Below are 17,264 nucleotides of genomic sequence, written 5' to 3' on the forward strand. Positions count from 1 at the left end.
TCGTCATCGACCTCTCGGCCTCGCACATCTGGGACGCATCGACCGTCGCCACCCTCGACGCCATCAGCTACAAATATCAGCGGCACGACAAGTACGTCGTCATCGAGGGCCTAAACGAAGCGAGCCACGAGCTGCACAGCCGCCTCGCCGGAAACCTCGGCGGCGGGCACTAGCGCTCAGATTCGCCCGATTTTGAAGAGTGCGACTTTGTCACACCCCAGTTATGGGGGTTCGCACTGGATGCGCGGTAAATCTTCACGATTCTCGGATCGAATGGGGCCGCGATTGAACCGAGAAAAACCCCGCGGAGTGCCGCCTTGCGGTACCAACGTCGCTCTGACAGGTGTTCCGACGGACCAGCGAGTCCAGCCGTTGACCCCTCTTGGGGAATTCTCCCCATCGCCCGTTCCCCGTGTTTGCCGCAGTATTGCCCCCAGTAGGGTTGCGATCGTAACGGGGAGGTCCGGGGATGTTTCGACGCATTGCGCGCCACCATCGCTCGCTCATGAGCATGGGCATTGTCACGTCCGCGACGGTGGCCCTGTCGCTGTTAGCTGTCCTCTACCCGGGCATCACTACCGCCGATGTGCAGCTGAACGATGGCGGCGTCTGGGTCACCAAACCCACCGCTCTGCTCGTTGGTCATCTCAACTACCAGGCCCAGGTTCTCGATGCCGGGCTGCGCGCCAAAGCCAACGACTTCGAGATACTGCAGTCCGGCAACATCGTGCTCACCCATGATCGGGCCAACGCGACGCTGAACGTGATCGACCCGGCCAATAAGGTCTTCGGTGCCGATATTGCTCTGCCACCGGATGCCGCGGTCACCCTCGGAGCCGACACTGTCGCCATATTGGGCCGGTCGACCGGCGCCCTGTTCGCCCTCACCGTGGCAGAGCTCGAGTCTTTCAGCGTCGAAAGCACGGACCCGGCTATCGAACTCGGGGCCGGCGCCGCCGTGACCGTCGGGTCCACCGGCACGGTGCACGCCGTTTCCGCCGCGGACCGGCAACTCGTCACCGTGGCGCGCAGCACCGGTCCGATGGGTTTCGAGGCCCCCACCCTCACCGAGCTGCCCGCTCTCAACGATTTGGGTGACCAGCCGGAGCTTTCGATCGCAGCGGTAGGGGACGCATCCGTCGTGCTCGAGAGCACCTCGGGAACGCTGTTCCTGCCGGAAGACCGCACGGTCAAGACCGCCGCCGGTGCTGCCCTGCAGCAGAGCAGCACCGGCACCGCGACCACCGCCGTGCTCGTAGCCACCCCCGATTCCCTACTGATCCAGCCCCTCGACGGAGGCGAAGCGACCCGCATTGAGACGGGCGGCGCGGGCAGTCCCATCGCCCCGGTCTTTCTCAACGGATGCGCCTATGCGGCCTGGTCAACGAGCGCGCGCTACCTGCGGGACTGCCCAGGCAGCATCGACGACGTAGCCCGCGACCTCGAAATCGACACGGCCACACCCCTCACCTTTCGGGTCAACCGCAACGTGGTGGTGCTCAACGACCTCACCACCGGCCTGGTCTGGCTGGTCGACCAGGACATGGTCGTGATCGACAATTGGAACGACATCACGCCCCCGCCCGACGAGAGCGACGAGGAGGACGACCAGGACGCGGTCACCGAGTCGGTCGAGAACGTGCTTCCGCAACGCACCGAGGAGAACACCGAACCGGTCGCCGTCGATGACAGCTTTGGCGTGCGGGCTGGCCGCAGCGTCATCTTGCCGGTGCTCGATAACGACACGGATGCCGACGGCGATATTCTCACGGCGACCATCGTCGGCGACGCCCCGTCCCTCGGCAGTGTGCAGCCCATCTTCGGTGGTACAGCATTGCAGATTGCCGTGGCCGACGATGCCACCGCGACCACGAGTTTTCGCTACACCGTGAGCGACGGGCGCGGCGGAACAGCCGAGGCGACGGTCACTCTCACGGTGAGCGAGGTCGGCACGAACAGTCCCCCGGTACAGAAACGCACCAGCAGCTTCGTGGTGGAGCAGGGCGCCTCGATCACTCACAACGTGCGGCCCGACTGGATCGACCCCGACGGTGACGACCTGTTCCTCCAGGCCGCTACGCCCGCGGACGACGATGCCGTGCAGTTCACCGCTGATGGCGTGCTCAGCTACGCTGCGGTCGGCCAGCACCTCGGCCGCAAAGACGTTGCGCTCGTCGTGTCTGACGGGGTCGACCCGGCCGAGGGCAGTGTGCGGGTCGACGTGCGGGCGTCCGGCAGCACCACACCGGTCACCAACCCCGATCATGTGTCGACGACCGTCGGTCAGACCGTGACCGTGTCGCCGCTGCTGAACGATGCGAGCCCCGGCGGGGTTCCCCTGCGGCTGGCCAAGATCGACGAGGTGCCCGGCGCCACCATCGTGCCCGACTTTGCCACCGGAACCTTCACCTTCAGCGCCGCCGAGCCGCGCACCTATTACCTGCAGTACCTGGCCACCGACGGCCCGAACACTGTGCTCGGCCTCGTGCGCATCGACGTGACGGATGCAGCGGCAAGCGACCTTCCGCCCGTCGCGGTTCGCGACGTTGCCCTGTTGCCGGTCGGGCGCGATGTGCTCGTTGACGTACTCGCCAACGACACCGACCCGGCCGGTGGAATTCTCGTGGTGCAGTCGCTGACCATTCCCGACAACCTTGGCATCACGGTGGCGGTGCTGGAACACCAGGTATTACACGTGATCGATCAGAGCGGCCTGAATGCACCCGTCACGATCGGATACACCGTCTCGAACGGGTCGCTGAGCGCCGAGGGCGAGGTTTTGGTCGTTCCAGTGCCCGCGCCGGCGAAGCTGCTGCCGCCGGTCGCGGTGGACGACACCGTGACCGTGCGCGCCGGCGACATCGTGTCAATCCCGGTCTTGGCCAATGATTCTCACCCCAACGGCGACACGATGACGCTCGCGCCCGCCCTCGTCGAACCGCTCGTGGACGCGGCCGACGGCGAACTTTTCGTGTCGGAAAACATGCTGCGATTTCAAGCGGGACCGACCGCGAAGACGGTCTACGCCACCTACGAGGTCGTCGACAGTCTCGGTCAGAAGGACTCCGGCTACGTCACCATTCAGATTCTCGCCCTCGATGCCGCGACGAACTCCCCGCCGCGCCCGCAGGACCTCACCGCCCGGGTGCTCTCGGGCAACACCGTGCGCATTCCCATTCCGCTAGGCCAGATCGACCCGGACGGCGACTCCGTGCACCTCGTGGGGCAGGGCAGCGCACCCACCAAGGGCCGCATCGTGGAGGTCGGCGACTCCTGGCTAGGCTACGAAGCCTTCGCCGACTCTGTCGGTACCGACTCGTTCAGCTACGTGGTGCGTGACCGACTCGGGGCTGAAGCTCAGGCCAGCATTCTCGTCGGCATCGCCCGTCCTGGCTCCACCAACCAAAAACCCTACGCCGTGAAAGACGCCGTCAGTGCCCGCCCCGACCGCCAGCTGGCCGTTCCCGTGCTCGTCAATGACACCGATCCCGACGGAGACGCGCTCACCCTGGTCGCCGACGGCCTGACCGTGCCCGGCGGCCTGACCGCCACGGTGAACGGCGAACGGATCGTGCTGCAGACGCCCACCCAGCCGGGCGAGTACAGCATTGCGTACACCGTCGCCGACCCGTGGGGTGCGACCGCGATCGGCACCCTGCAGCTGAGTATCACAGCGGATGCCCCGCTCCTGACCCCCATCGCCCGCGACGATCGTGTGGCCGCTGCCGACGTTGCCGACCAGACCAGCGTCGACGTGCCCGTGCTCACCAACGACGAAGATCCAGACGGATCGGCCATGAACCTGCGCGTCACGACCGACAACCCCGCAGCGACGGTCACGAGCGACGGCTCGGTGCGGGTGGCTCTCACTGCGACCGCCCAAATCGTTCGCTACACGGTCACCGACCCTGACGATCTACAGGCCAGTGCGTTCGTGCTCGTACCCGGACTCGAAGACCAGCGCCCCACGCTCACAACCGGGGTACCGGCCATCGAGGTGAAAAGCGGTGAGACGGTGAGCCTGGCCCTCGACGATTTCGTGACGGTGGCCGCTGGAAAGAGCCCCCGCATCACCGTGGCTGACAAGGTCTCGGCGACGCACGGCAACGGCGATTCACTTATTCAGAACGAAACCACCCTCGTGTATACCTCGTCGGCCGACTATTTCGGCCCGGAGGCACTGAGCTTCGAGGTGACCGACGGCACCGGTCCTGACGACCCGGCCGGTCACACGGCGACCCTGGCGATCCCGATCACCGTGCTCGCGCCCGACAACCAGCAGCCCACCTTTGTCGGCGGCACCGTCGAGGTCGCGCCCGGTGAAGACGCGGTCACCGTCGACCTGGCTGCCATGGCAATGGATGCCGACCCGGGCGACCTCGAGAAGCTCGTTTTTCGCATCGACGGGGCGGTGCCCGCCGGCTTCGAAGCCATAATCAAGGGCCAGACCCTGTCGGCGAGCGCGCCATCCGGCACGGCCAAGGGCCAGTCCGGTGCGCTGGCGTTACTCATCGACGACGGCACGACCGCCCCCGTCTCGGCGACCCTGCAGTTGAGCGTCATCGCCTCGACTCGGCCCCTGGCCACGACGACCGATGACGCGGTACCGGAGGCCGATCAGGGCGAGAGCGTGACGGTGTCGGTGCTCGACAACGATACGAATCCGTTCCCGGAGGAACCACTGCGGGTGGTATCGGCGAGCGTGGAGACCGGCGCGGGGTCGGCATCCGTTGTGGGAAGTGAGGTGGAGGTGACCCCGTCGGGTGATTTCATCGGCACGATGGTGGTGCGGTATCGGGTGGCCGACGCGACGAACGACACCGAGCGTGAGGTCGAGGGCCGCATTCGCCTGACCGTGCAGGGCCGGCCCGACGCACCGTCAACGCCGAGCGTCACCTCGATTCAGGACCGCACGGTCGTGCTGTCGTGGACGCCGCCGAGCAATAACGGCGCCGAAATCACCGGTTATACCGTGTCGGCATCCGGCTTTTCCCAGGAGTGCGCGTCGACAACCTGCACCCTCACGAACCTCACCAACGACACCGAGTACAGCTTCACGGTGACGGCCACGAACACGGTCGGCGAGTCCGACCCCTCCGGGGCGTCGGCTGTGGCCCGCCCGGATGCCCGTCCCGACGTTCCGCAGCCGCCCACCCTGGCCTTTAGCGATGGCGCCCTCGACGTGAGCTGGGTCACGCCCACCAGCACGGGCAGTGCGGTGTCGTCGTACCTGCTTGAAATTTCACCGCTGCCACAGTTTGGCGGCCTACAGCGCACCGCGACGGGCAATTCGCTCACCTGGGATGGCCTGGAGAACGGGGTCGCCTATACGGTGCGAGTGCAGGCGGCCAACCGCGCCCCGGAGCCGAGCGACTGGAGCTCGTTCTCGAGCGCGATGGTACCGGCCGGCGTTCCCGACGCTCCGGCAGCGCCGACCACGACCCGCCTCGATCCTGTCGGCTCGCAGGCCCAGATGCAGGTGTCCTGGACCGCTCCCGTCAACAACGGTGACGCCATCGCGGGCTACGTGCTGACGGTGCAGAGCGGTGGAACGTCACGCACGATTCCGGTATCCGGCGGCACAACCTCACAGGCCGTCGTCGTCGATACCTCGACCAACGACTACACGTTTACGGTGGTGGCCAGCAATAAGGCCGGAGACTCCGCGTCAAGTGCGGCATCGGCCGCGCGCCGCGCATTCGTTGCGCCGGGGGCTCCGACAAACGTGGTGGCGACCGAGGGCGACAATACGGTCACGGTGACGTACAACCCGGCAGCGGGAAACGGCGCAACGTCCAGCGAGCTGAGCTACGAGTACAACGTCAGCGGGACGGGGTGGCGCACGGACTGGGCTGCCACCGGCGGAAACGGTTCTGGAACAATTGGCAATGGCCAGGTCAACAACAACGGCAGCTACACGATTGCCGTACGGGCCGTCACCCAGCTAGACGGCCAGCGCTACGACGGAGCCGGCAGCACGTCGTCCAACTCCGTCGCTCCGTTCGGCGCACCGAACCAACCGGGAGCCGGTGCCACCGGTGGCGGCGCTCAGGTCAACGTGCAGTGGAGCGCCCCCGGCCGTAATGGTCGGGACATCACTTTGCTGGAGATCTCGATCGACGGTGGTGGCTGGGAAAACGTTGGGGTCAGCAGCGGAAACCGAAACGTCGGTTCTTACAGCCAGACGCACTCGATTAACGTGCGTGCCACAGACGCGGCCGGTCAGACCAGCACCAAGTCCGCCTCCGCCACCTCCGGGGCGGCACCGCCAACTACGTGGACCGTCACGGTCGACAACGCCAGATCGTGTGCACAAGACAATTTGACGAATGCGAGATTCGATGGCACAAACTGTAACGCTCCGGGCTATTGGCTGGAGGCAAATAGTGACCAGACCGTCACGTGCTGGACGGACGTTTCGAGCCTTCAGGTTAAGGGTGACTACGTGTGGCTTCGAATGACCAACACCTTCTACGTCTCCCGCTACACGCTCAAGGCCGGACAGGACACCACCATCCCTGCGGGAATGCCCAAATGCTGAAACTGGAGAGCAAACAATGACCATGACATCAGAACAAGCAACCTGGTTTGCCGGCACGTTCGGACGCCTCGTCGACAATGTGGGCCTCGCCGTGCTCGGCAAGAGCCAGGTGATTCGTCTCGTCCTCACGGCGATGCTCGCCGAGGGTCACGTGCTGCTCGAAGATGCCCCCGGGACCGGTAAGACCTCCCTGGCCAAGGCGCTCGCGGCGACGGTGCAGGGCACGAACAATCGAATCCAGTTCACGCCAGACCTGTTGCCGAGCGACGTGACCGGCGTCACCATCTACGACCAGCAGAGTCATAAGTTTGAGTTTCACCGTGGCCCCATCTTTGCGTCGATCGTGCTCGCCGACGAGATCAACCGGGCCAGCCCGAAAACCCAATCAGCACTGCTCGAGGTGATGGAGGAGAGCCGCATCACGGTCGACGGTATCGGCCACGAGGTGGGCCGACCCTTCATGGTGATTGCCACGCAGAACCCGATCGAGCAGGCCGGCACCTACCGGCTGCCAGAAGCCCAGCTGGACCGGTTTCTCATCAAGACGTCGATCGGTTACCCCGATCTCGCGTCGACCGAGCTGATTCTGGCCGGCGCGGCCAACCGCAATCCGGCCGCCGGTCTCACCGCGATGATCACCACTAGCGCGGTGGCCGACATGGCCGACCTCGCGTCGAGCGTGCACACCGACGCGGCCATTTTGCGGTACGTCGCCGAGCTCACCCAGGAGACCCGGCTCGCCGCTGAGACCCGGGTCGGTGTGTCGGTGCGCGGGGCGCTCTCGATGATTCGAGCGGCGAAGGTCTGGGCGGCCGCCCAGGGCCGCAACTTCGTGCTGCCCGACGACGTGAAAGACCTCGCAGCGGCGGTCTGGACCCACCGGATCGTGCTTGACCCGGAGGCGGAGTTCTCGGGCATGACCGCGGAAAAAATCATCGGCCGAGTTCTCGCCGACGTGGCCGCGCCACAATCCAGACAGCCGGCGGCATGAGCGCGGCGGCGGGTCAGCAGACACTGGACCGGCTGCATCCGCTTCGCATGGTCTGGCGGGGCGCGGTCTGGCCGGTCTTGAAACCGCTGTGGCAACGTCTGAGACGCATGCTCGCGGTTGTGACCGGGTTCGGCTGGGCCGTGCTCGGGGCATCCGTTCTGGCTTGGCTGCTCGGCGAACGATTCGGCTGGCAGGAATTCACGGCGCTCGCGCTCGTGGGCGTCGTGCTGCTCGTGCTGGCGGCGCCGTTCCTGCTCGGGCGCAGCGCTTACGCGATCACCCTGGGGCTCGCCAATACCCACGTGGTGGTCGGCGAGCGTGCGGTTGGCAGTGTGATCGTGGCCAACCCGTCCACCCGCACCATGCTGCCGGCGCGCATCGAGCTGCCCGTCGGCGCCGGACTCGCCACGTTCCACCTGCCGCGGCTCGCTCCCGGCGCCGAGCACGACGATCTCTTTACGATTCCCACTCAACGCCGTACGGTGCTGGCGGTAGGGCCGGTGCGCTCGGTGCGCGGCGACGCGCTCGGCCTGTTTCGCCGGGTCATCGGGTGGACTCCGGCCGAGGATCTCTTCGTGCATCCGCGCACGGTGCACCTCGACGGCTCCAGCTCCGGGTTTCTGCGCGACCTTGAGGGCCTGCCAACGAGCGACCTCAGCAATGACGACGTGTCGTTTCACGCCCTGCGCGAGTATGTGCCGGGCGACGACCTGCGCAACGTGCACTGGCGCTCCTCGGCGCGCACCGGAACCATCATGGTGCGCCAGTTCGACGAAACCAGGCGCTCGCACCTGGCCATTGCGCTCAGCCGCAACCCGCTCGACTATGCGCCCACAACAATGACAGCGGATGCCGCGGCCGTTCCGGTCGGGATCGACGAGTTCGAACTCGCCGTCTCGGTCTGCGGGTCCCTCGGACTGCAGGCCCTCACCGAGGAGAGGCAGCTGACCGTGCTCGCGCAGGACCAGATTCTGCCCACCCGAACCGGCAAGCGGCTACTCGACGGGCTGTCGGCGATTGAACCCGGTGGTTCCCGGGCGGACATCGTGCAGTTGGCGCGGCAGACCGGGGTCAAGGTGCCGAATGCATCCGTTGTGGTGCTGGTATTTGGCAGCACGGTGGAGCCGGCGCGCATTCGCTCGGCGGCCAGCCACCTGCCCAGCGGGGTGCGCGTGATCGCGGTGCGCTGCTCGCGTGGGGCGGCCCTGTCGCGGCGAGCAATCGCCGACACGACCGTGCTGACGGTTGGCGCGCTGAGCGATCTGCCCTTCGGAATGCGTCGGGTGAACGAATGAGCGCCGCCGGCCAGCCCGCCATTCGGCCCGCCATTCGCCCGCGGCGCCGCCTGCCCGCCCAGCTCGGCGACGTGCTCGCGATGGTGCTGCTGCTCGGTCTCGGCGTGCTCGGCTTCGGTCCGGTCTTCGGCGGTACCGACTACCTGCTGGCCGGGTTCGGGGGGCTGCTCCTTGGCCTGGGAGTTGCCGTGCTCGGTGCCCGTCTGCGTTGGGGCACGCTCCTGGTCGCGGCGACGACCGCACTCACCTATTTCGCCTTCGGCGGTGCGCTCGCCCTGCTCCCGAGCACGATCGCCGGCGTCGTACCCACCCTCGATACCCTGCGCGAACTGGCCATTGGCGTCGTCTTCTCCTGGAAGCAGCTGCTCACCGCCCCGGCACCGGTCGCCGGGTTCGAAGCCCTGCTGATCGTTCCCTACCTCGCCACGCTGCTCGCCGCCGTGCTGGCCGGCAGTTTCGCGCTGCGCCTGCGTCGGCCGGCTTTCGCGCTGCTGCCGGTGGCTGCCCTGTTTGCCGTGTCGATCGGCTTCGGCACGCACGAGACCGTGCTGCCGCTGCTGCGTGGCCTGCTGCTCGCCGTTGTCGCCATCGCGTGGAGCGCGTGGCGCCTTGCTGAAACCCGAAACGGAACGGACACCAGCGCGGTCAACGCCGCCGCCGCATCCGCTGGCGAAACCGCCGATCCGGCGAGCGCGCGCCGGCTGCGCAGCCGTCGGGTGGCCACCGGATCCGCTCTGCTGGTCGGTGCGCTGTTGCTCGGGGTCGGAATCGGCAGCGTCGCCGAGCCCGCTACCGCCCGGCAGGTGCTGCGCGACACCGTGGTGCCGCCGCTCGACCTGCACGCCTATGCCAGCCCGCTCGTTGGCTTTCGCAAATACGTGCGCGATTTCAAGGACACGACGCTGTTCACAGTCAGCGGGCTGCCCGCCGGAGCCCGCTTGCGTCTAGCCACCCTGGACCGGTTCGACGGCGTCGTTTACAACGTTTCCGGTGACGGCAGCACCGGCTCCGGCACCTTCGCGCGGGTCGGCACGAGCATCGCCGACCCGCGCGCCGGAACCTCGGCGAACCTCACGATCACGATCGAAGCGCTGACCGGCGTGTGGGTGCCCGACGCTGGCTATCTCACCGCGCTCACCGCGACCAGCGCCCGGGCCGCCCAGCTCGCCCCGAGTCTGCACTACAACCGCACCACCGGGGCGGCCGTTTCGACCCTCGGGTTGCAGTCGGGCGACAGCTACACGGCCACGGTCGTTCTGCCGCCGAGCTATACCGACGAGCAGCTGGCTGCCCGACAGGTTGCCACCCTCGCCATGCCAGAGTCAGCGCCGGTTCCCGACATTGTGACGACCGCAGCGGATGCCGCCATCACCGACGCCGTCACTCCGATCGAACAGGTGCGCGCCATTGAAACGGCCCTGCACACCGGTGGATTCTTCAGCCACGGCCTCGAGGGCGAAACCGTCTCCCGAGCCGGTCACGGCGCCGAGCGCATCGGCGTGCTGCTCAGCGACGACCAGATGATCGGCGACGACGAGCAGTACGCCGTGGCCATGGCCCTGCAGGTCTCGCAACTGGGCATTCCGGCCCGCGTGGTGATGGGCTTTTACCCCGCAGAAACGGATGCCGTAGCCACCGGCGCCCTCGCGATCACCGGCGCCGACCTGCATGCCTGGGTCGAGGTTGCCTTCGACGGGGTCGGCTGGGTGAGCTTTGACCCGACACCGCCCACCGACCAGGTTCCGCAAGCCGAGCAGCCCAAACCCAAGAGCGAGCCGCAAGCGCAAGTCTTGCAACCGCCGCTGCCGCCGCTGGCCCCGGTCGAGTTGCCGGCGGACGTGCTCGCCGATGACTCGGCCACCGACCCGGTCACCGACCTGTGGTCGACGGTCTGGCTGGTCGCGGGCATCGCTGGCGGGGTATTCGCGCTGCTTCTGGTTCTACTCGGGCCGGGGCTGCTCCTGGCCGTGCTGCGAAAGCGTCGTCGTCGAGGCCGGGCGCGTGCGCCCAGGCCGGTCGACCGGCTGAGCGGCGGCTGGAGCGAGGTCGTCGACACGGCGACCGACCTGGGGCTGAACCTGGCGCCCGGCGCGACCCGCCGGGAGGGCTCCCTGGCCTTGGCCGAACGCTACCCGGCCGCTGGCCTGATGCTGCTCGCCGCCCGCGTCGATTCGGGGGTGTTCGGCCCGGTCGACCCGACCGAGCAGCAGCTCACCGAGTTCTGGACCGAGGTCGACGGCATCGTCGTCAGCCTTAACAACTCGGTGCACGGCTGGGCCCGGCTGCGCGCCCGGCACTCCGTGCGGTCATTTCTGGCCGGTTCGAGTGGCCGAACACAGAACCGCGCGGGGCCGCTCCAACCGACCTCGCGAAGTCCCCGATCGCCCCGCCTGACCACCCTCGCCAAAAAGTGGAGACGAACATCATGACTCAGCAACTCCCGGCCTACGGCGGCTCCATGTCTTACACCGGCCACGAGAACGCGAGCATCGGCGCACGAATCGGCGCTTACCTGCTCGACGGCCTTATCTTCGGCGGCCCGGGTGTTCTCTTGGCCCTCATTTACTACGGGCTCGGCGGCGACCTCATCGGCCTCGTAATTTATCTGCTGGGATCGATCGCGCTGGCGATCTACTACTGGGTGCGCTTGAGTCGTGGCCAGACCCCGGGAATGAAGGCCAGCGGCGTGCGCCTGGTTCGGGTGCAGCCGGGAATGGATATCGACGCGAACGGTCCCGGCTTCGGCGTTGTGCTCGGCCGCAGCATCGTCTTCACACTCAGTACCTACATCGTCGTCGGTCCGCTCTCGCCGCTGTTCGACGGCACCGGCGCCAACCGCGGCTGGCACGACAAGGCTTCCGGCACCTGGATGATCAATGCGCGAACGGATGCCGCGGAGCGCGTCTTCGGCCAGGTCGCGACGAGCAGTCTGCCGCCAGCACCGAGCGCTGAGCGGCTACTGCCGCCGCCACCCCCGCCAGCTGCGCTGCCAGCAACTCGTTCGGTCGACTACCTGCCTCTGCCTGCCCCCGGGTCACCGCTACTGGCCGAGTCGGAGTCACAACTCGAGACGGTCATTGCGCCAGTGCGTCACCGCGACGATCTGGTACCGCCACCGCCCACCCCGCCCGCTCCACTGCGAGCCCCGGCGACACCACCAGTACCGCCGGCCGACGGCGTCATTTCTGCCGTTCCCGGATTCGCCGTGCACCCGCCCCAGCCACCGGTTGCTGCTCCTCCGGCTGGGGGCTACTTCGCCGCCCCGCCGGTCAGCTCCCCCGCTGTTCTCCACCTGAGCGAGGCCGATAATCTCGACGAAGACCTCGACGAAACCCGCGCAGCTGCCCCCGCTGCCGCTTCCCTGTGGACCCTGCGCCTGGACACCGGTGAACCCGTCGATGTGGCGCGCAGCGGTTTTATCGGCCGCAATCCCGCCGCGCCGGACGACCGTCCGGCCCAGCTCGTGGTGTACCCGGACAACACCAAATCCATCTCCAAGACGCACCTGAGCTTCGGCCTCGACGGCACCCGACTGTGGGTGATGGATCGCCGATCAACCAACGGGACCAAGCTCATCCGTTCGGGACAACCGGAAGCTGTCGTGGACGTCGATCGCCCAACATTCCTGGAGGCCGGCGACACTCTGGCGCTCGGCGACCGACGCATCACCGTGGAGACCCGATGACGCCCCAAAACCCGACCGCAGAATCGGGCACGGCCGCACCTATTCAAGTGCGCGCAGGCGCAGCAACGGATGCCGGGCGACGACGGCCAAACAACGAAGACGCCTTTCTCGCCCAGGGATCGCTCTACCTCGTGGCCGATGGCATGGGCGGGCACGCCGCAGGCGAAATTGCCAGCGCCACGGTCATCGAGGCATTCACCGCACTCGCCGCTCAACCGAGCGTGACCCTCGATGAGTTGCGGGCCGGCGTGGCACGAGCGATCGTCCGCGTGCTGGCGCTACCAGAGGGCGCCGGGGCCGGAGCCGGCACGACCCTCAGCGGGGTCGCCCTTGCCGCGCTGGATGGCAACGCCTACTGGCTGCTGCTGAACCTGGGCGATTCCCGCACCTATCGCATGGCGGGCGGGGTGCTCGAGCAGATCAGCGTCGACCATTCCATCGTTCAGGAATTGCTGGAGACCGGCGACCTCACTCCCGCCCAGGCCGCCCTGCACCGGCAGCGCAATGTGATCACCCGCGCCATCGGGGCCGGAAGCGAGGGCGAACCGGACTACTGGTTTCTCCCGGCCGCCCCCGGAGACCGCATTCTCATCTGCTCCGACGGACTCACCGGGGAGCTCGACGACGAACAGATCCGCCAGATTCTCGCCACCGAGACCGAGCCGCAGGCCGCCGCGACTCGCCTCGTGCACGAGGCCCTGCTGCACGGCGGGCGTGACAACGTGACAACCGTCATCGTCGACGCGCTCAGCACCATCGATGCGACCGGCGATGAGACCACGCCGAGCGGCGCCACGGATGCCGAGGGCCTGGTCGCCGACTTCGACGATACGATCCCGCGCGGCGAGCTGCCCGCGTTCGTTGCTCCCGGACCGGTTGCTGCCGCGCTTATTCCGCGCGCGCTGGTTCCCCGCTCCGAGGCCCGCTGATGCGCCACTACGTTCCCGGCAGCTGGTTCGGCGTCGTCACCGATGCCGGAATCGCCGTACTGCCCGGCGATATCGCCCCCACCCTGCTCGAGCGCATTTTCACCGATCTGACGGCCGGCCACGGCCTCAGTGCCCTGCTCGACGCCCTCACCGCCGAATTTGGCACCGGTCTGGCCAGCTTGCCCGCCTTCGCCATCGTCACGTTCGTCGGCGACGAGGCCCGACTCGCGGTGCGTGGTCCACTCGCGGTCACGGCCGAGGGCGACGCCGAGCAGGGCCACCTGCGCGTTTCCGGCGCCCGCGTCACCACCTGGAGCGAAAGCGTTTCGGTCACCCCCGGCAGCATTACCGTCGAAACGGATGCCGCGGCCCCCCGCGCCGATTTCGCGCCATCCGCAAGCCCCGCGTCGACATCCCCGGGAGTGAACTTGCCGATCGTCGCGGGAATCGTGCTGTGCAGCTCACTCGTGATAACCCTGCGCGCGGGTGTTCAAGCGCAGTCGGGCGAGCGCGCCGCGAGCGCGCGCGGCGCTGAGACGCGCGACCCTGAGTCTGAGTCTGACGATGTTAATTCAAACGGCGCTGATTCAAGCAACCTCGTGGCTGCAGCCGGCCCAGGCGTCACGCCGCCGCCGGCGGTTCTGGGCGTGCCGGAGCGGATGGTTTCGGCGACGACGACCGATCTGCCACCCGTTTTGCAGCCGGTTCCGATCTTCCTCCCGCCGCTGCCCGAGGCCGCCCTGGACCACGCGGAACACACGGCTCAGACGGAGGCCGCTTCGACCAGCGAGACGCTAGCGGTGCCGGAATTTACGCAGGGCCGGGACTACGACGGTCTGTGGGGTTCGGGCGCCGCCGTGCCGGAGAAGCCGGTCGCTGGCGCCCCAGCCGCCGCCGCGCAAACCACCGCCGAAACCGGCGCGGAAACGCGCACCCAGATCGACTCCGAAATCGATCCCGATCACTACACCGCGATCGACTCCGACCACGACGGGGAGACCCTGTCGCTCGAGCAACTGCGGGCGCTCGAATTGGCCGCGCCGGCAGCATCCGTTCTAGCGGGCGTCCCGGCGTGGACAGGCGCACCGACACCGCGGTACGGCCGACTGCTGGTCTCGGGCGGCACCGAGGTAGTGCTCGATCGCAGCGCGGTGATCGGGCGCAAGCCGAGCGCTGCGCGATTCACTGCGGACCGCATGCCGCACCTCGTGACGGTGCCGAGTCCCCAGCAAGATATCTCGCGCAGCCACCTCGAGGTGCGCTGCGAGGGCGAAAACGTGCTCGCCGTTGACCTCGGCACCACCAACGGCACCAAGCTACTGCGACCCGGGGCTGATCCGGTGCGATTACACCCGCACGAACCCACCATGCTCGTGCACGGTGACGTGCTCGATCTGGGCGATGCCGTCACTGTGACCTTTCGAGAGCCCGCATGAGTGCCGCACGCGCGCCGAGCACCCCGCCAACCCTGCCCGGGTTCGACTTTGTCGAACTGCTCGGTTCCGGCGGCTTCGCCGACGTGTTTCTGTACCAGCAGCACCTGCCTCGGCGCCGCGTTGCCGTGAAGGTGCTGCTGGCCGAGCAGCTGCGCACCGGATCGGCCGATGAGTTCACGGCCGAGGCCAACGTGATGGCGATGCTGTCAACGCATCCGTCGATCGTCACGATCTACCAGGCCGGTGTGAGTGGCGACGGCCGTCCCTATCTCGCCATGGAGTATTGCCCCAAGCCGAACCTGCAGGTGCGCTACCGCCGTGAACGCTTCGATGTGGGCGAGGCGCTGCGCATCGCGATCCAGGTCGCCGGAGCCGTGGAGACCTCGCACCGGGCCGGTATTTTGCACCGCGACATCAAGCCCGCGAACATTTTGGTGACCGAATACAACCGGCCAGCCCTGACCGACTTCGGCATCTCGGCGACCACCGGCGCCGACGAGACGGCCCCAGTGGGCATGTCGATTCCCTGGTCGCCGCCAGAATCGTTTGCGAACCCACCGTCGAGCGGGCCGGCCAGCGACGTCTACGCACTGGCCGCAACGATCTACACCCTGCTCGCTGGACGGTCCCCGTTCCAGCTGCCGGGTGCCTCAAACACGAGCGCCGACGTGATTAGCCGCATTGGCTCCTACGCGCTGCCGGCCCTCGGCCGCGCGGACGTGCCGGCCTCCGTCGACGCGGTGTTCGCGCGGGCCATGAGCAAGAATCCGGGTGACCGGTACGCCTCCGCGCTCGACTTCGCGCGGGCGCTGCAGAAGGTGCAGATCGAGCTCTCGATGTCGGTCACCACCATCGATGTACTCGACGACGCCGTCGACGGCCTCGACGACCGGGATGACGATGACGGCCTCACCCGGGTGCGCAACATTGTCAGCATCGATCCGGAGTCTCAGCCCGCCGCGGTCGATACCCCCAAGCTCACCGCGACCACCCCCTGGCCGACGGCGCCCCTGAACGCACCGGTCGAAGCTCGCAATTTCGACGCCACAATCCCGCCCAACGCCCTCGACTTCACCCGTGGCCCGGCCGCCCAGCGGGCCGCACTCGACGAGACCTACCGCCGCCCGGTGTCGCCGGCGGCGGAATCGGGCGAGCCGATGAGCATCCGTCGCCGCCGCTGGCTCGCGCCGGTGATCGTGGGAGCTCTGCTGCTGATCGGTGGAGGTGGAGTCGCTGCCGCGCTCGCTCTGGGGGGAACCGATTCCGGGGGCACCACTCCCGGTTCGACCGAACCCACAACCGGTCCGGCGGCGCCCGTCGACGCCGTAGTGGAGGCCTCGGTGCCCGCCGTGACCGATCTGGTGGGAACGGTCACGGGCAGCGACGCGGCATTCACCTGGACGAACCCGGCACCCGAAGCTGGCGACCTGTACCTGTGGCGGGTTGTCGAAACCGGGCAGGACAACGTGGTCACCAGCGCCGACGAACCGACAGTGACCGTGCCGATAAGCCCGGCTGGCCCAACCTGCATCGAGGTGTCGCTGCGCCGCGATGACGGCCGTTCCGGGGCAGAGGCCGTACTCGGGTGTACCCCGTGACCGGCACCGACGCGATGTTCCCCGTAGAGAGCGACCGACCGCTGACCACGGCGATCGACGGCGTGAGCGTTGAGTACTGCGGTGAGTGGTTTCGCGCCGACCCACAGGCGGTGTTCGGCATCGGTCGGGAGGCCGAACTGAGCGTCGATGACAACCCGTTTCTGCACCGCCGATTTCTGGAGATCAGCCGGTTCGATGGCCTGTGGTGGCTCGCGAACGTGGGGTCGCGGCTCGCTGCAACCGTTACCGATGGCAATGGCCGGGTGCAGGCCTGGCTCGCACCGGGGGCTCGCCTGCCGATCGTCTTCGGCCTGCTCACCGTGATCTTCACGGCTGGGCCGACCACCTACGAAATCACCGTGCATTCCAGCCAGCCAGCGTTTCGGGGCAATGATCCAGTGGACAGCCGCAACGGGATCACCACCGTTGGCACCATCTCGTTCACCCCCACCCAAAAACTGCTCATCCTGGCTCTCGCCGAACCGATGCTGGCGCGCGAGGGCAGCGGTCGCAGCGATATCCCCACCTCAAGCACGGCGGCGAAGCGGCTGGGCTGGGCCACCACCCGCTTCAATCGCAAACTCGACAACGTCTGCGACAAGCTCGACCGGGCTGGCGTGCAGGGGTTACGCGGCGGCGTCAGCACCTATGCCACCAACCGGCGGGCCCGCCTGGTGGAGTACGCCATCGCGTCACGCATCGTCACCCGCGTCGACCTGTTGCTACTCGACGAGCCGCACCCGGAGCATCCGTTAAACGCGGCCGGCGCACCCGGCCAGGAGGACTGAC

At 67.6% G+C, this 17,264-nt stretch carries 9 protein-coding genes; all 9 read left to right on the forward strand.

Translation table 11 applies throughout. The annotated features are described in order from the left end of the window. Positions 1-469: 469 nt before the first annotated feature. Genes CXY75_RS07305 through CXY75_RS07345 form a run of 9 tightly spaced genes read left to right on the forward strand, consistent with a single transcriptional unit; the run spans position 470 to position 17,263 of the window. On the forward strand, positions 470-6,541 hold the full coding sequence (locus CXY75_RS07305; protein ID WP_104082174.1) for an Ig-like domain-containing protein: 6,072 nt from the start codon (positions 470-472) through the stop codon (positions 6,539-6,541). A 16-nt stretch (positions 6,542-6,557) separates the two neighbouring features. Continuing rightward, positions 6,558-7,532 (forward strand): MoxR family ATPase, encoded by a 975-nt coding sequence (locus CXY75_RS07310; protein ID WP_104082175.1) that lies wholly within the window; start codon positions 6,558-6,560, stop codon positions 7,530-7,532. Then, entirely contained in the window at positions 7,529-8,827 is a 1,299-nt protein-coding gene (locus CXY75_RS07315) for a DUF58 domain-containing protein (protein WP_104082176.1), read from the forward strand. The genes CXY75_RS07310 and CXY75_RS07315 overlap by 4 nt, the downstream gene beginning before the upstream one ends. Continuing rightward, the gene (locus CXY75_RS07320) at positions 8,824-11,256 is read left to right on the forward strand and encodes a transglutaminase family protein (RefSeq protein WP_104082177.1); all 2,433 of its coding nucleotides are present in this window, start codon (positions 8,824-8,826) and stop codon (positions 11,254-11,256) included. The genes CXY75_RS07315 and CXY75_RS07320 overlap by 4 nt, the downstream gene beginning before the upstream one ends. After that, the gene (locus CXY75_RS07325) at positions 11,253-12,512 is read left to right on the forward strand and encodes an RDD family protein (RefSeq protein ID WP_104082178.1); all 1,260 of its coding nucleotides are present in this window, start codon (positions 11,253-11,255) and stop codon (positions 12,510-12,512) included. Before CXY75_RS07320 ends, CXY75_RS07325 begins: the two co-directional genes overlap by 4 nt. After that, positions 12,509-13,441, forward strand: coding sequence for a PP2C family serine/threonine-protein phosphatase (locus CXY75_RS07330; protein ID WP_104082179.1), 933 nt, complete (start codon positions 12,509-12,511; stop codon positions 13,439-13,441). The genes CXY75_RS07325 and CXY75_RS07330 overlap by 4 nt, the downstream gene beginning before the upstream one ends. Continuing rightward, positions 13,441-14,877 carry an FHA domain-containing protein gene (locus CXY75_RS07335; protein WP_104082180.1) on the forward strand — a complete coding sequence of 479 codons (1,437 nt, stop codon included), beginning with the start codon at positions 13,441-13,443 and terminating at the stop codon, positions 14,875-14,877. The genes CXY75_RS07330 and CXY75_RS07335 overlap by 1 nt, the downstream gene beginning before the upstream one ends. Then, entirely contained in the window at positions 14,874-16,475 is a 1,602-nt protein-coding gene (locus CXY75_RS07340) for a serine/threonine-protein kinase (protein ID WP_104082181.1), read from the forward strand. Before CXY75_RS07335 ends, CXY75_RS07340 begins: the two co-directional genes overlap by 4 nt. Further along, positions 16,472-17,263 (forward strand): hypothetical protein, encoded by a 792-nt coding sequence (locus CXY75_RS07345; protein ID WP_369826698.1) that lies wholly within the window; start codon positions 16,472-16,474, stop codon positions 17,261-17,263. The genes CXY75_RS07340 and CXY75_RS07345 overlap by 4 nt, the downstream gene beginning before the upstream one ends. Position 17,264 lies beyond the last annotated feature (1 nt).

The organism is Cryobacterium sp. Y11 (genome assembly GCF_002929535.1).
GTDB lineage: Bacteria > Actinomycetota > Actinomycetes > Actinomycetales > Microbacteriaceae > Cryobacterium.

What these genes read in the sequence shown, in the direction of transcription:
- CXY75_RS07315 (WP_104082176.1), top strand. Translation starts at nt 7,529, where the DNA reads ATGAGCGCGGCGGCGGGTCAGCAGACACTGGACCGGCTGCATCCGCTT.
- CXY75_RS07320 (WP_104082177.1), top strand. Translation starts at nt 8,824, where the DNA reads ATGAGCGCCGCCGGCCAGCCCGCCATTCGGCCCGCCATTCGCCCGCGG.
- CXY75_RS07305 (WP_104082174.1), top strand. Translation starts at nt 470, where the DNA reads ATGTTTCGACGCATTGCGCGCCACCATCGCTCGCTCATGAGCATGGGC.
- CXY75_RS07330 (WP_104082179.1), top strand. Translation starts at nt 12,509, where the DNA reads ATGACGCCCCAAAACCCGACCGCAGAATCGGGCACGGCCGCACCTATT.
- CXY75_RS07310 (WP_104082175.1), top strand. Translation starts at nt 6,558, where the DNA reads ATGACCATGACATCAGAACAAGCAACCTGGTTTGCCGGCACGTTCGGA.
- CXY75_RS07340 (WP_104082181.1), top strand. Translation starts at nt 14,874, where the DNA reads ATGAGTGCCGCACGCGCGCCGAGCACCCCGCCAACCCTGCCCGGGTTC.
- CXY75_RS07325 (WP_104082178.1), top strand. Translation starts at nt 11,253, where the DNA reads ATGACTCAGCAACTCCCGGCCTACGGCGGCTCCATGTCTTACACCGGC.
- CXY75_RS07335 (WP_104082180.1), top strand. Translation starts at nt 13,441, where the DNA reads ATGCGCCACTACGTTCCCGGCAGCTGGTTCGGCGTCGTCACCGATGCC.